Source organism: Nocardia cyriacigeorgica, from assembly GCF_005863245.1.
Lineage (GTDB): Bacteria > Actinomycetota > Actinomycetes > Mycobacteriales > Mycobacteriaceae > Nocardia > Nocardia cyriacigeorgica_C.
Window position 1 is genome coordinate 398,987 of record NZ_VBUT01000001.1, and the last position, 16,868, is coordinate 415,854.

Sequence of the window (16,868 nt, forward strand, 5' to 3'; positions counted from 1 at the left end):
CATGACGACTTCGGTCGGCGGGCATCCCGGGCCGGGCCGGGACAGACACCGCCGCGTCACGCCCGACCATACGGTCTATGTAGTCGTGACAACAGTGGACATCGTTACCTCACCGTTGCCACCATCATGCCGGAGCCGCTCATATCTGATCATGATCGACCCGCCGTACGGGCGGGATCGAGCCGGTCGGCCAGCAGTGGGCCGATCTCGGCCAGCGCTTCGGGCGAGGTCATCTGATCGTGATCTGCCGCGATCGGGTGGTCGGCGACGGTGCCGTCGACGTAGGCGTCCCAGTTCCGCGCCGCCGTGTCGTGGCCCGCGGCGCTGAAGTAGTCCAGCCTGCCGCGGAATATTCCGGGCCGGTGCTCGGCGATGAGTTCGGCCGAGCGGACCGCGCTGCGGTAGATGCGGCGCACCCGCTCGGGTGTGAGCACCGCCATATCCGGCGGGATGGTGGCGTGCAGGGCGGCAAGGGCCTCGTCGGTGAGGTCGTGGATGTCGCCGTCGGGCAGCTGGGCGTCGCCGATGCCGAGTTCGGCCAGCGCGTCGCGGATGGCGGCGCGGAAGTCGGTGACGTCGATGGCGGGATGGCTGTCCAGCATCGCCAGCAGCGTCACCTCGTGGCCCGCGGCCTGGAGTTCGGTGGCGATCGCGTGCGCGATCACCCCGCCCAGCGACCAGCCGAGCAGCCGGTACGGGCCCTGCGGCTGGACCGCGCGGATCTCGGCGGCGTAGCGGCGAGCCATCTCGGTCAGCGATCGCGGCAGGTAGCCGTCCTCCGACAGCGCGGGCGACTGGAGACCGTAGATGGGGTACCGGGCGGGCAGGTACCTGGCGAATCCGGCGTAGCACCAGGACAGCCCGTACATCGGGTGGATGCAGAACACCGGGTCGTCCGGTGCGGTGTCGTGCGGCACCCGGGTGCGGATGGGCAGCACCACGCCGAGGGCGGCGTTGGAGTCCAGGTCGTAGTCGTGTTCGCCGGACAGCACGGCCAGGATCCTGGCGGCGAGATCGGCCGGGGTGGAGTCGGTGAAGAACCACTGCACCCGGATCTCGGCGCCGGTGCGGGTGCGCAGCCTGCTCACCGCGCGGGTGGCGATGAGCGAGTTGCCGCCGAGGTCGAAGAAGTCGTCGTCCATGCCGACGCGCTCGACGCCGAGCACTTCGGCGAACACCTCGGTGATGGTGCGTTCCAGCGGGGTGGTCGGTGCGCGGAACGGACGGCCCGACAGCTGCGGCACCGGCAGTGCCATCCGGTCGAGTTTGCCGCTGGCGTTCAACGGCATCCGCTCCAGCACCACCACCGCCGAGGGCACCATGTACGACGGCAGCGCGGCCCGCGCGTGGGCGAGCAGTTCGCGGTCGTCGACGGTGTGGCCCGGCGCGGCGACCACATAGGCCACCAGGCGATCGCCCGTGGCGGCGCGCACCAGCGAGACGGCGGCGTGGCGCACGGATTCGTGGCCGAGCAGGATCGTCTCGATCTCACCCAGCTCGACCCGCTGGCCGCGCAGCTTCACCTGGAAGTCGCTGCGGCCCAGGTATTCCAGGGCCGCGTCCGGGCCGGTGCCGGCCCAGCGTACGACGTCGCCGGTGCGGTAGAGGCGGGTGCCGTGCTCGCCCGCGACGAAGCGTTCGGCGGTCAGCGCGGGCCGGTCGTGGTAGCCGCGGGCCAGCTGCACACCGGCGACGTACAGCTCGCCGGCCGCGCCGGGCGGCACCGGCCGCAGCTGCCGATCCAGCACCAGCACCTGGGTATTGGCGACCGGGGTGCCGATCGGGATCGCGGTGACGCCGGTATCGGTGACCGGGTGCGCTGTGACGACCGTGGCTTCGGCGGGTCCGTACCAGTTGATCAACGCCGTGCCGGGCAGCGCGGCGGTGAACGTCGCGGCGGTCTCCCCGGACAATGCCTCACCGGCGGCGAACACCCGGCGCAGCGACGGGTATTCGGCCACGGTGGCACCGCTGGCCACCGGGTCGAGGAACGCGTCCAGCATCGAGGGTACGAAATGCACGGTGGTGACGGCATTCTCGGCGATGGTCCGCGACAGGTAAGCCGGATCGCGGTGCCCGTCGGGTTCGGCGATCACGATCGAGGCGCCGGTGTGCAGCGGCCAGAACAGCTCCCAGGTGGAGATGTCGAAGGTGATCGGCGTCTTGTGCAGCACCACATCGCTCGCATCGTGCGGGTAGGTGCGCTGGGCCCAGCGGAACTGGTTGGCCATCTGCCGGTGCGTGATCATCACACCCTTGGGGCGGCCGGTGGAGCCGGAGGTGTAGATGACGTAGGCGATGTCGTCGGGGTGCACGCGTGGCCCGGCGAAGCCGTCGGCCGCCGCGAGATACAGCGTGTCCACCGCGACCACCGGAACGCCGGTGCCGGTGGTGAAACCGTCGGCGGTGGTGGTGAGCACGCAGATCGGCGCGGCACCGCCGAGCACGTACTCGCTGCGCTCGGCCGGATGGTCCGGGTCGATCGGCACATAGCCGGCCCCGGCGCGCAGCACCGCGTAGATCGAGACCACCAGATCGAGGCCGCGGCGCATGGCGACGCCGACGAGCGTGCCGGGGCCGACGCCGAAGCCGGTGAGCTCGGCGGCCAGCGCACGCGAACGCGCGTCGAGCTCGCGGTAGCTGAGCACGGCGTCGCGGTAGCGGACAGCCGGCGCGTCGGGCGTGCGGGCCACTTGGGCGTCGAACAGCGTCAGCAGGGTGGCGTCGTCGAGCAGTTCCGGGACCTCGGTGGCATTGCGCGCGGCCAGTTCGGCGGCCTCGGCGGGCAGCAGCACGTCGATATCGGCGACCTTGGCCTGCGGCTCGGTGACGAACCGGCCGATCAGCGCTTCCAGCCTGCGGGAGAGCGCGTCGGCGGCCTCGGTGTCGAACAGATCGCGCAGGTACTTCACCGACACCCGCAGCTGGTGGTCGAGCACCACCATCACCGTCACCGGATAGTGGGTGCCGTTGACCGCGCCCACCCCGGTGATGTTCATCCCGTCGATCGCACTGGCCTCGGCCAGCCCCTCGCGGTCCACCGGGAAGGACTCGAACACCACCAGCGAATCGAACAGGCCCTCGACGCCGACGGCGTCCTGGATATCGCTGAGCCCGAGGTAGTGGTAGCCCAGCAGATCGGCCTGTTCGGCCTGCAACTGCCGCAGCAGCCCACCGAGGGTGTCGGTGGCGCCGAGACGCACCCGCACCGGGATGGCGTTGAGGAACAGCCCGACCATGGCCTCCACACCGTCGAGCTGCGGCGGGCGGCCGGACACGGTGGCGCCGAACACGACGTCGTCGCGGTCGACGCTGCGCCCGATCAACAGTCCCCACGCGGCCTGGACCACGGTGTTCACCGTGACGCCGAGGTGGGCGGCCAGCCGGGTCAGCGCGGTCGTATCGGCCTGGGACAGTTCGAATCCCACCTCGCCGACCCCGGCCGAGATCTCCCGGCCCGGATCCACCGGCGCCAGCGGCGTCGGCTCGGTGATGCCGTCCAGCGCCGTGCGCCAGGCCTGCCGCGCGGCCTCCGGGTCCTGCGCGATCAGCCAGGCCAGGTAGTCGCGGTACGGCGGGACCTGCGGCAGGTGCCGTGAGTTGCCGCCGAGGGCATACAGGGTGAGCAGATCCTTCATCAGCAGCGGCATGGACCAGCCGTCGATGAGGATGTGGTGGCTGGTGACCAGCAGCTGGTAGGCGCTTTCGGCGCCGATACCCGCGGCGCTGGTGCGGATCAGGGTGAAGCGCAGCAGCGGCGCGGTCCGCATATCGAAATGGTCGGCCAGGTCGGCGGATTTGATCCGTTCGGCCTCGGCGGCCGCGGCGGACGGGTCCAGGTGCGAGAGGTCGATCATCCGCCACGGAACCTCGATGCCGTCCTGCACGATCTGCACCGGCGCGCCCTCGGCGTCGTCGGCGAAGGCCACCCGCAGGTTGGCGTGCCGGTCCAGCACCGCCTGCGCGGCGGCCTGCATCCGGGCCGGGTCGACGGTGCCGCCGAGCTCGAGCACGAATTGGGTGGTGTAGACGTCGACGGAGGTGTCGGCCAGCAGCGCGTGGAACAGCATGCCCGACTGCAACGGCGTCACCGGCCAGGCATCGGTCAGCTGCGGATAGTCGCGGGCGAACCGGTCGATATCGTCCTGCCGCAACGAGATCAGCGGGAAGTCCGACGGGCTGAATCCGCCGGCATCCGGCCGCAGGCCGTGCTCGGCCAGCCCGCCGAGGGCCCGGATCCAGTGCTCGGCGAAGGTCTTCACCTCGTCGGCGGCGAACACCGCTGCCGCGTAATCGAATCGGGCCAGCAGGCCGTCGTCGGTGGCGTCGACGGTGAGCGCGAGCAGCAGGTCGTCGGCCGGTGCGTCGGTGTGCACCCGGGCCGGGCGCAGATCGCGGTAGCGCAGTGCGAAGCGGCCGCGGCCGAAATCGCGCAGGCCTGCGGCGGCGTCCGGGTTCAGGTAGCAGAGCAGGCCGTAGCCGACGCCGCGTCCGGGCACCGCGCGGTGCAGTTCCTTGATCTGGGTGAGCGCCGCACCCGCGGCCCGGCCACCCACCAGCGCGTCGGGGACGTCGATGCCCTCGAGGCGCAGCGGCAGCGGATAGGCGGTGCGGAAGCCGCCGACGATATTGCTCGCGTCGATCTCGGCGACGGCGCGGCCGTCGGCGTCCAGGCGGATCACCGAACCCACCGCGCGGGTGACGGATTCGCGCTGAGCGGTGTGCAGGGCCAGCGCGACGGCGGTGAGCAGCACCTCGTCGACGCTGGCGTGATAGGCCTCGGCCACCGCGGCCACGGCCTCGGTGCCCTCGGCGGTGATGGTGAGCGAGACCCGGCGCCGGGACCGCAGATCGGCCGCGCCGGTGGGCAGGTCGTCGCGGGTGGCGGCGGCCAGCGTCTGCTGCCACCACTGCGCTTCGGCGGCGATGCCGGGTGAATGGGCCCGCTCGGCCAGCGAGCGGATCAGCGCGCCGAGACCGGATTCCGGTGCGGCGGGGGCGGCGTGCCTGCCGCGGTTCCAGGCGGTGGTGAGCTGGTCGATGATGGTCCGCCAGGACACGTCGTCGACGACCAGCGCGTTGGCCACCACCACCAGCCGGAACGCCTCGGGGGTTCCGGTGGCCACGAAGTGGATGTTGCGGCCCTGTTCCGGGTCGAGGGCGTCGACGGCCGCGCCGACGACGTCATCGATGGGCAGGGTGGTCTCGCCGAGTTCGGGATCGAGCCAGCTGAACTGCCGGTCGACCCGGTCGGCGGCGACGGGGATGCGCAGCATCGGGGCGGCACCGGAGGTGTCGAGCCGCGCCCACAGCATCGGATGCTGATCGAGCACCGCGCCGACCGCGGTCTCCACCGCCTCGGCCGGGCAGCTGGCCGGCACCTCGAGCACGATGGCGCGCGGCTCCACCCAGGAGCCGCCGTGTTCCAGCAGCCGCATCGCGGTGGGGGTGGCGGGCAGCTCGCCCGCTTCGTCGCCGGGCGCTCCGGCGACGGTGGCCGCGGCGGCCAGCGCCTCGACGGTCCTGGCCTGGAACACATCGCGCGGGGTGAAGTCGACGCCCCTGGCCCTGGCCCGCGACACCACCTGGATGGAGACGATGCTGTCGCCGCCGAGGGCGAAGAAATCGTCGTCGAGGCCGACCTGTTCGACGCCGAGCACCTCGCCGATGACCTCGGCGATCACCTGTTCGGCGGTGCTGCGCGGGGCCCGGTAGGCGCGGGTCTCCAGCACCGGTTCCGGCAGGGCGCGCCGGTCCAGCTTGCCGACCGGGGTCAGCGGGATCTCGTCGAGCACCACGATGGCGGTGGGCACCATGTAGTCGGGCAGCACCCGGCTCAGCTGGGCGGTCAGCTCGTCGACGTCGGGGGTGACGCCGCGTTCGGGCAGCACATACGACACCAGAATGGTGGCGCCGGCGGCGGTTTCGCGTCCGATGGTGACGGCGAAGTCGATGCCGGGCTGGGCGGCCAGCGCGCTGTCGATCTCGCCGAGTTCGATGCGGAAGCCGCGCACCTTCACCTGGAAGTCGTTGCGGCCCACGTATTCCACCTCGCGGCCGCGCCAGCGCACCACGTCGCCGGTGCGGTAGAGCCGCTCCCCCGGCGCGCCGTACGGGTCGGCGACGAAGCGCGCGGCGGTGAGCCCGGGCCGCGCGTGGTAGCCGCGGGCCAGCTGGATGCCGCCCAGGTACAGCTCTCCGGCGACGCCCTCGGGCACCGGCCGCAGCCTGGTATCGAGCACCAGCGCGCGCATGCCGCGGATCGGCGCGCCGATGGTCACCGGATCGCCGGGTCGCAGCGGATCGCTGATATTGGTCATGATGGTGGTCTCGGTGGGGCCGTATCCGTTGTGGAAGGCCCGCCCGTCCACCCCGCCCCACTTGGCGACCAGCTCGACCGGGACGGCTTCACCGCCGGCGACGATGCCGCGCATGCCCGACAGCGCCGCCGAATCGAGCGAGGCCAGCACCGACGGGGTGATGAAGGCGTGGGTGACGCCCTCGGCCCGGATCAGCTCGGCCAGTTCGTCGCCGCCGAACGTCAACGGCGGCGCCACCACCAGCGTGCCCGCCGAACCGAGCGCGAGCAGCAGCTCCAGCATCGAGGCGTCGAACGACGGCGAGGCGAAAGCCAGTGCGCGCGTGGACTTGTCGAGGTGGTAGCGCTGCACCTGCTCGGCACTGAAATTGGCCAGGCCCGCGTGGGTGACGACGACGCCCTTGGGCAGGCCGGTGGATCCGGAGGTGTAGATGACGTAGGCGGCGTTGCCGGCGCGGATCGGCCCGCGCCGGTCGGCGGCGGTGATCGGGCGATCCGACCGTCCGGCGACGTCCATGGTGAAGCCGCGATCGTCCATCCGGATCCAGCCGCCGCCGGTCATCGGCGGCAGCTCGTCGAGTTCGGCGTTCATCGTGATGCCGAGCGCGGCACCGGAATCACGCACCATATGCGCAATGCGGTCGGCCGGATAGGTGGGGTCGATCGGGACCAGCGCGGCGCCGGTCTTGGCCACCGCCCACAACGCGAGCACCGATTCCACCGAGCGGCGCAAGGCCACCGCCACCAGCACATCCGGTCCGGCGCCGCGCTCGATCAACGCGCGCGCCAGCTGCGAGGAGGCGGCATCGAGTTCGGCGTAGCGGAACGAACGCTCGCCCACCACGACGGCGATGCCGGTGGGGTTGGCGGCGACGGCGTCGGCCATCAGCTCGGGCAGCGTGCGCACGGGTTCGGCCGGTGCGCCCGCGCGGCTGATCAGGTCGAGGCGTTCGGAATCGTCGAGGATGTCGAGATCGCCGACGGCGCGGCCGCTGTCGCGGGCCACGGCCGCCAGGATGCGGCGGAAGCGACGGCCGAAGTCGACCACCGTGGATTCGTCGAACAGATCACGCGCATAGGTGAATTCGGCGGCGATACCGGCTTCGGCGCCGTGCTCGTCGCGCTGCTCGCGCACGGTGAGCAGCAGATCGAACTTGGCGGCGTCGGCGGCCGGATCGAGGGCGGCGAAGCTCAGGCCGGGCAGTTCGAAGCTGGTGGCGGCCAGGTTCTCGAACGACAGCGCCACCTGGAACAGCGGATGACGGCCCGCCGAGCGTTCCGGATCGAGCGCTTCCACCAGCCGCTCGAACGGGATGTCGGCGTTGGCGAAGGCGCGCAGATCGGTATCGCGGTTGGCGGCGAGCAGCTGATCGAAGCTCAGCTCCGGCGCGACCCTGGTGCGCAGCACCAGCGTGTTGACGAACATGCCGATGAGGTCGTCGAGTTCGGCCTCGCCGCGGCCCGCGATCGGGGTGCCGACGGCGATGTCGTCGCTGCCGGACATGCGCGACAGGAACACCGTCAGCGCGGTGTGCACCACCATGAAGAGGGTGGCGTTGTGGGTGCGGGCGAGGTCGGTGAGCGCGGCGTGCACGCCGGCGTCGATGACGAACTCGGTCTTGCCGCCGGCGAAACTCTGCGCCGGTGGACGCGGCCGGTCCGACGGCAGATTCAGCTCGTCGGGCAGATCGGCCAGTTCCTTGGTCCAGTAGTCGAGCTGGGCGCCCGCCACCGAGTCCGGATCGGTCTCCTCACCGAGCACCTCACGCTGCCACAGCGCGTAGTCGGCGTACTGCACCGGCAGCGGCGTCCAGGACGGTTCGTTGCCGTTGCTGCGGGCGGCGTAGGCCAGCATGAGGTCGCGGGTCAGCGGTCCCATCGACCAGCCGTCGGCGCTGATGTGATGCGCGACGAACACCAGCACGTATTCGCTGCCCGCGAGCTGGAAGAGCTTGGTGCGGAACGGAACTTCGGTGGTGACGTCGAAGCCGGTGCCGACCACCCCGGCCACCTCGTGGCCCACGCGTTCCTCGCCGATCTGGGCGGGGGTGAGGTCGATGGGCACCTCGCGCGGCGCGAGCACCTGCTGGACCGGGCCGTCGGGGGTGTTCGGGTAGATGGTGCGCAGGATTTCGTGGCGGGCGACGATATCGCCGACGGCCTGCTCGAGCGCGCGCACATCCAGCTCACCGGAGAGCCGGATGGCGGCCGGGATGTTGTAGACGGCGGCGGCGGTGTCGAACTGGTTGAGGAACCACATCCGCTGCTGGGCGAACGACAGCGGAATCCGGTCCGGCCGGGGCCGGGCCACCAGCGGCACGCGCGCGGTTTCGGTCGCGGTGTGCTCGACCTTCACCGCGAGGGCCGCGACGGTCGAGGCCTCGAACAGCGCCCGCACCGGCACCCGGGTCTCCAGCGCCGCGCCGATCCGGGCGGCGACCTGGGTGGCCAGCAGCGAGTTGCCGCCGAGGGCGAAGAAGTCGTCGTCGGCGCCGACCTGGTCGACGCCGAGCACCTCGGCGAAGACGCCGGCCACGATCTCCTCGACCGGCGTCGCGGGGGCACGGTATTCGCGCGCCTGGAACTCCGGTTCCGGCAGCGCGTTGCGATCGAGCTTGCCGTTGACGTTCAGTGGCAGTGCATCCAGCACCACGAACGCCGAGGGCACCATGTACGACGGCAGGGCCGAGCCGAGCGCGGCGAGCACCTGCGGCAGGTCGAAGGCCGAACCGTTCTGCCCGGCGGGAACCACGTAGGCGACGAGCCGGTCACCGGTGTGCGGGTCCGACTTGGCCAGCACCGCGGCCTGCGCGACCTCGGGCAGCGCCAGCAGCGCCGCCTCGATCTCGCCGAGCTCGATGCGGAAACCACGGATCTTGACCTGGAAGTCGGTGCGGCCCCGGTACTCCAGTTCGCCGTCGCGGTTCCACACCACCAGGTCGCCGGTGCGGTACATGCGCTCGCCATCGCCGAACGGGTCGGCAACGAAGCGGTCGGCGGTCAGATCGGCACGCCCGAAGTAGCCGCGGGCCAGCTGCGCACCGGCCAGGTACAGCTCACCGGGCACCCCCACCGGCACCGGCCGCAGCCGGGCATCGAGGACGTAGGCGCGGCTGTTCCACTCCGGGCCACCGATCGGCACCGTCGTACGGTCGGCGGTGCTGACGCGGTGGCTGGTGATGGACACCGCGGCCTCGGTCGGCCCGTACAGATTGTACAGCGCCACAGCGGGATTCGCGGCCAGGAAACGCTGGGCCAGCGTGGCGGGCAGTGCCTCACCGATGGCCAGCACCCGGCGCAGCGACGGCGGCGCGGTGTCGGCGGCGACCAGCAGCGCGTCCAGCATGGACGGCACCACGTGCAACGTGCTGACCTGCTCGCGCACCATGAGCTCGTGCAGGTAGGCGGGGTCGCGGTGGCCGTCGGGGGCGGCGATGACGAGCCTGCCGCCGCTGACCGCGGCCGACCAGAACTCCCACACCGACAGGTCGAAGGTGGCCGCCGTCTTCAGCAGCACGGCGTCATCGGGGCCGAGCGCGAATTCGGCGGTCTTCCAGCGCAATTGGTTGACGATCGCGCCGTGCGGCACCGCGACGCCCTTCGGGCGGCCGGTCGAGCCGGAGGTGAAGATGACGTAGGCGGTGTGGCCGGGGCGGATCGGCGCCACCCGTTCGGCGTCGGTGATGGGCAGGGCCGAGGTCAGCGGGTCGATGTCGTCGAGGCGCACCAGCAGCGCCTGATCGGTGTGGAATCCGGTGGCGGCATCGGTCAGCACGCAGACCGGTCGCGCGGTATCGAGGATGTAGCCGGTGCGTTCGGCCGGCTGATCCGGATCCAGCGGGACGTAGGCGCCGCCGGCCCGTGCGACCGCGTACATGGCGATGACCAGCTCGGGCGAGCGGCGCAGCGCCAGCGCGACCCGCGATTCCGGGCCGACGCCGAGGGCGAGCAGGTGCCGGGCCAGCCGGTTGACGCGGGCGTCGAGCTCGGCGTAGGTGAGCCGGCTCGTCGCACCCTCCTGATCGGCGACGAGCGCCACGGCCTCGGGCGCGGCGGCGACCGTGCGGTCCAGCAGCGTGACCAGGGTGGTCCGGTCCGCCTCGGGCAGTTCCCGGCGGGTGTCGTTCCAGCCGGTGAGCACATCGGCGCGTTCGGCGGGCTCGAGCAGGTCGATATCGCCGACCGCCGTGCTCGCATCGGCGACCACGGCGTTCAGCAGCCGGACGAGCCGATCGCCGAAGGCGCGGACGGTGGCGGCGTCGAACAGATCGGTGGCGTAGGTGAAGAAGCCGCCCAGACCCGCGGGCGCTCCGGATTCGTCGTAGACGTCCGAGACGATCAGATGCAGATCGAACTGCGACACATCCAGATCGGCGTCCACCGGGCTGACACTCAGCCCCGGCAATTCCAGTTCCGCCCTGGCGACGTTCTGGAACGACAACCCGACCTGGAACAGCGGGTGACGGGCGGTCGAGCGCGGCGGGTTCAGCACCTCGACCAGCCGCTCGAACGGCACGTCGGCGTGCGCGAAGGCCTGGAGGTCGGCCTCGCGCTGGCGGGCCAGCAGCTGCTCGAAGGATTCGCCGCCGTCGACCCGGGTCCGGAAGACCACGGTGTTGACGAACATGCCGATCACGTCGTCGAGTTCACGCTCACCACGCCCGGCGACCGGGGTGCCGACCGCGATATCGTCCTGTCCGGACAGCCGCGACAGCAGTACCGCGAACGCGGTGTGCACGACCATGAACAGGGTGGCGTTGTGGCTGCGCGCCAGGCTCATCAAGCCGGCGTGGGTGTCCGCGTCGATCGACACCTCCACCCGTCCACCGGCCATGGACGCCACCGCCGGACGCGGCCGGTCGGCGGGCAGTTCCAGCACATCCGGCAGTCCGGCCAGCTGTTCGCGCCAGAACGAGATCTGGCGCGCGGCAACCGATTCCGGGTCGGCTTCGTCGCCGAGCACCGCGCGCTGCCACAGCGCGTAGTCGGCGTACTGCACCTTCAGCGGCGCCCACGACGGCGCCTCGCCCGCAACGCGCGCGGCATAGGCGACCATCACATCGCGCACCAGCGGGCCCATCGACGAGGCATCGCCGGCGATGTGATGCACCACGACCGCGAGCACGTACTCGGGTGCGGAACCGGCCGGGAGATCGGAGATCTCGATCAGCCGCACCCGGACCGGCACTTCCTCGGTCACATCGAACGGCTGCGAGGCCAGCGCGTACACCGCGGCAGCGACGTCGACCTGCGGCAACGGGCGCACCGCCACATCGAGGCCGACCTGCCCGGCGGGCAGCACGACCTGCACCGGGCCCTGCGGCGTCTCGGGGTACACGGTGCGCAGCACCTCGTGCCTGGCGACGACGTCATCCAGGGCGGCGCCGAGCGCGGCTGTGTCCAGCGCACCGGTCAGGCGCAGCGCGAACGGCAGGTTGTAGGCCGCCGACCCGGCCGCGGCGGCAGCGCCGTCGCCCTGGTCGAAGCGGTTGAGGAACCACATGCGCCGCTGCGCCAGCGACAACGGCAGCTGCGGCGGGCGCGGGATGCTGCCGAGCGCGATGCGATTGTCGTCGGTGTGGGTCTGCGAATCCAGGGCGGTGGCCAGGCCCGACACCGTGGAGGTCTCGAACAGGGCGCGCACCGGGACGCGGGTGCCCATGGCGGCTCCGAGGCGCGCGACGACCTGGGTGGCGACCAGCGAGTTGCCGCCGAGGGCGAAGAAATCGTCATCGGCACCGACTCGGCTCAGCCCGAGCACTTCGCCGAACACGCCGGCGACGATCTCCTCCACCGGTGTGGACGGCGCGCGGAAGGCGCGTGTCTCGAACACCGGCTCGGGCAGGGCTTTGCGGTCCAGCTTGCCGCTCGGATTCAGCGGGAAGGCGTCGAGCGCGACGATGGTCGCGGGCACCATGTAGGTGGGCAAGGTCTCGCCGACGGCCGCGAGCAGGGCGCTCTGGTCGATGCGGTGACCGGGCGCGGGAACCGCGTAGGCCACCAGCTGATCGCCCAGCGACGTCGGCACCACCAGCGCCACGGCCTGACTCACCGACGGGTGCGCCAGCAGCGCGGTCTCGATCTCCCCCAGCTCGATGCGCTGACCACGGAACTTCACCTGGAAATCGGTGCGGCCCAGGTAATCCAGGCGATGCGGGGTGGTGCTGGTGGCTTCCCGCCACACGCACAGATCGCCGGTGCGGTACATGCGCTGGCCGTTGCCGAACGGGTTGGCGACGAAACGATCAGCGGTCAGATCCGGGCGACGCACATAGCCGCGCGCCAGCTGGTCACCGGCCAGATACAGCTCACCCGCCACACCGGGCGGGACCGGACGCAACCGCGAATCCAGCACGTACACCCGGGTATTCCACTGCGGCAGCCCGATCGGCACGGTGCGTTCGATGGACCCGGCGGCGGGCCAGAAGGTCACCGAGACCGCGGCCTCGGTGGGGCCGTACAGGTTGTGCACATTCGCGGTGCACACCGCACGCAGCGCCGCGACGGTCTCCGGCGGCAAAGCCTCACCGATGACGAACACCTCCCGCAGTGTCGGCACCGAACCCGGCCTGGTGTGCGCGGCGAACACGGTGAGCATCGAGGGCACGAAGTCGGTGACCGTCACCCCTTGCGCCGCAATGGTTTCCGCGACGTAGGCGGGATCGCGATGCCCGTCCGGAGTGGCCACGACCAACCGCGCGCCGGCGCGCAGCGGCATGAAATAGCCCCACAGCGACACGTCGAAGGTGGTGGCGGTCTTCTGCAAATACACATCGTGGAAGCCGAGTGGGTACTCCGCCAGCATCCAGGTGATCTGGTTGTGGATGGCCGCGTGCGAGATGGCCACGCCCTTGGGGCGGCCGGTGGAGCCGGAGGTGAAGATGACGTAGGCCGGATGCTCGGGCCGCACCGGGCGCAGCAACTCCTGCGGACGCACCGGCGAGGCGTCGAAGCCGGCCAGGTCGGCGGTATCGATGTGCAGCGCCGGGGTGCCCGCGGGCAGCGACCGGCCATCGGTGCTGGTGGTGACCACACAGACCGGTTGCGCGGTATCGAGGATGTGCGCGATGCGTTCGGCCGGATGATCCGGATCCAGCGGCACATACGCACCGCCAGCGGTGACGATGGCGTACATGCCGACCACCAGGTCCAGCGACCGCCGCACCGCCAGACCGACCAGCGATTCCGCACCGACGCCCCGCGCGATCAGCAGGCGCGCGAGCTGGTTGACCCGATCGTCGAACTCGCGGTAGGTGAGCTCCTCGCCCTCGTACACCACGGCCACCGCGTCGGGACGCTGCTCGACCGTGCGCCGGTAGCCGTCGAGCAGCAGTTCCCGCGCGACCGGGAACCGGGTGTCGTTCCACTCCCGCAGGATGCGGTCGCGGTCGGCGTCGGCCAGCAGGTCGATCTCGCCGACCGGAGCCTGCGGATCCGCGGCCACACCGGCCAGCACCCGGGCGAACCGCTGCGCGAACTCGGCCACCGTCGGCTCGTCGAACAGATCGGTGGCATAGGTGAACTGGGCCGACAGACCGGCCGCCGCACCGTCGGCGGTGCGCGGCACGATCGTCAGCTGGAGATCGAATTTTGCGACCGCACCGGCGAATTCGACGCCCTCGGCGGCCAGGCCGGGCAGTTCCAGCCGGGGCGCACTCATGTTCTGGAAGAACAGCGCCACCTGGAACAGCGGATGATGCGCCTGCGAACGCACCGGATCGAGCACCTCGACCAGTCGCTCGAACGGCAGCTCGGCATGCGCGAAGGCCGCCAGGTCGGTGTCTTTGACCTGGTCGAGCAGGGCGGTGAACGAGGAACCGATATCGACATGGGTGCGCAGCACCAGGGTGTTGACGAACATGCCGATGAGCGCGTCGAGTTCGCGTTCGCCGCGACCGGCGACCGGCGTGCCGATGGTGACGTCGTCGGTGGCGGCCAGCCGCGCCAGCAGCACCGCGAAGGCGGCGTGCACGACCATGAACTCCGAGGCCCCGGTCTGCTGGGCGATCTCGGCCAGCCGGGCATGGGTGGCGGCATCGATCTCGAAGTCGTAGACCGCGCCGCGACCGGAGGCGATCGACGGCCGCGGCCGGTCGGCGGGCAGCTCGATGCGATCCGGCACACCGGCCAGCGCGTCGCGCCAGAACCGGATCTGGGTCGCCGCCAGTGACTCCGGATCGTCCTCGGAGCCGAGCACCTCGCGCTGCCACAGCGTGTAATCGGCGTACTGCACCGCCAGCGGCGCCCAGGACGGGCGCGCACCGTTGCGGCGGGACAGGAACGCCGCCAGCAGATCCCGCATGAACGGCGCCACCGAGGCGCCGTCGGCGGCGATATGGTGCACCACCACCGCGATGACGTGCTGCTCCGGCCCCACCTCGGCCAGCGCCATCCGCAACGGCACCTCGGCCGCCACATCGAACCCGGTGAGCGCGAGCCGGCCGAGCCACTCCGGCAGTTCGGCCTCCGACACCGGTTTCGGCGCCAGGTCCGGCACCACCTCGGCGGCGGGGACGACCACCTGGTACCCGGTGCCGTCGATGGCCGGGTACATGGTGCGCAGCGATTCGTGCCGTTCGATGACGTCGGCGACCGCGGCTTGCAGCGCGGCCACATCGAGCTGCCCGTCCAGGCGCACCGCGAACGGGATGTTGTTGGCCGCCGAGGCGGTGTCGAACTGATTGAGGAACCACATGCGCTGCTGGGCCAGCGACAGCGGAATATGTTCGGGGCGCGGCATGGGGGTGAGCGGGCGACGTCCCCCCGCGCCCTTCAACGGTTCGAGCTTGCGCGCCAGCCCGGCCACCGTGGGGGCCTCGAAGATCAGCCGGGCGGGCACCCGAGCGCCGACGGCCTCACCGAGCCGGGCGGCGACGCGGGTGGCGATGAGCGAGTTGCCGCCGAGTTCGAAGAAATCGTCGTCGGCGCCGACGGGTTCGCCGGTGCCGAGCAGCTCGCCGAACACCTCGGCCACGGCCTGCTCCAGCGGACCGCTCGGCGCGCGGAACACCCTGGTCTGCAACTGCGGTTCCGGCAGCGCGCGGCGATCCAGCTTGCCGACCGGCGTCAGCGGGATCTCGTCGAGCACGGTGATCGCGGTGGGCACCATATGCGCGGGCAGGCTGCGTTCGGCGAACGCGTCCAGTTCCGCGACATCGATGACGGCACCGGGCGCGGCGTGCACATAGGAGGCCAGGATGGTGGCGCCGGATTCGAGCTTGTGCCCGACGGTCACCGCGAAATCGACGCTGTCGTGCGCGGCCAGCACCGCGTCGATCTCACCGAGCTCGATCCGGAAACCACGGATCTTGACCTGGAAGTCGTTGCGGCCCAAGTATTCCAGCGAACCATCGGGAGTGATGCGCACCAGGTCGCCGGTGCGGTAGAGGCGGGCGCCGCTCGGATCGAAGGGGTTGGCGACGAAACGGGCCGCTGTCAACGCGGGACGGTCGTGGTAGCCGCGCGCCACCTGCGCACCGGTGATGTAGAGCTCGCCGACGGCGCCGTCGGTCACCGGAGCCAGCCGCTCGTCGAGGACGTATTCGGTGATGGCACGGATCGGCCCGCCGATGGTCACCGGTTCGCCCGGCACCAGCGGCGCGCTGATATTGGTCATGATGGTGGTCTCGGTGGGACCGTAACCATTGAAGAATTCACGGGTGCGGCCCTCGGAAATGGGCAGCACCCAGCGGCGCACCAGCTCCGGCGGACAGGCCTCACCGCCGGCCACGATCACCCGCAACTCGTCCAGGCCCGCCGGATCGACCGAGGCCAGCGCGGCCGGGGTGATGAACGCGTGCGTCACGCCCTCGCGCCGCAGCAGCGCGGCCAGCTCGTCGCCGCCGTACACGGTGGGCGCGACGACCACCATGGTGGCCGGGCCGCCCAGCGCCAGCAGCAGTTCCAGCACCGAGGCGTCGAACGACGGTGACGCGAAATGCAGGGTGCGCGAATCCGGGCCGACCCGGTAGCGTTCGCGCTGTTCATCGCAGAAACTCGACAGGCCCGCCTGAGTGACCACCACGCCCTTGGGCAGGCCGGTGGAACCCGAGGTGTAGATGACGTAGGCCGGATGTTCGGCGCGCAGCGGCCGCACCCGATCGGTGTAGGTCACCGGATCGACCGGGTAGCTCTCCAGCGCCCGCGCCGTCTCCGGGGTGTCGATGAGCAGCCACTGCACCCGATCCGGCAGGTCGTCGCGCACGGTGGCCACGGCAAGGCCGAACACCGCACCGGAATCGGTGACCATGTGCTCGACCCGGTCGGCGGGATAGTTCGGGTCCACCGGGACGAAACCGGCGCCGGTCTTGGCGACCGCCCATACCGCGATCACCGATTCCAGCGACCGCGGAATCCCGACCGCGACCAGATCCTCCGGTCCGATCCCGCGCGCGATGAGCAGATGCGCCAGCCGGGTGGAACGTTCGTCCAGCTCGGCGTAGGTGAGGCTACCGAGCGAGGTGGTGGCATCGGCGTAGGTGACCGCGACACCACCCGGATTCGCTTCGACGGCGGTGGCCAGCAATTGCGGCAGGGTGGTGACCCGCGG

General features: G+C 71.1%; 1 protein-coding gene. It reads right to left on the reverse strand.

What is annotated here, in order from left to right:
• Positions 1-149: 149 nt before the first annotated feature.
• Positions 150-16,841, reverse strand: coding sequence for a non-ribosomal peptide synthase/polyketide synthase (locus FEK34_RS01815; RefSeq protein WP_432760921.1), 16,692 nt, complete (start codon positions 16,839-16,841; stop codon positions 150-152).
• Positions 16,842-16,868 lie beyond the last annotated feature (27 nt).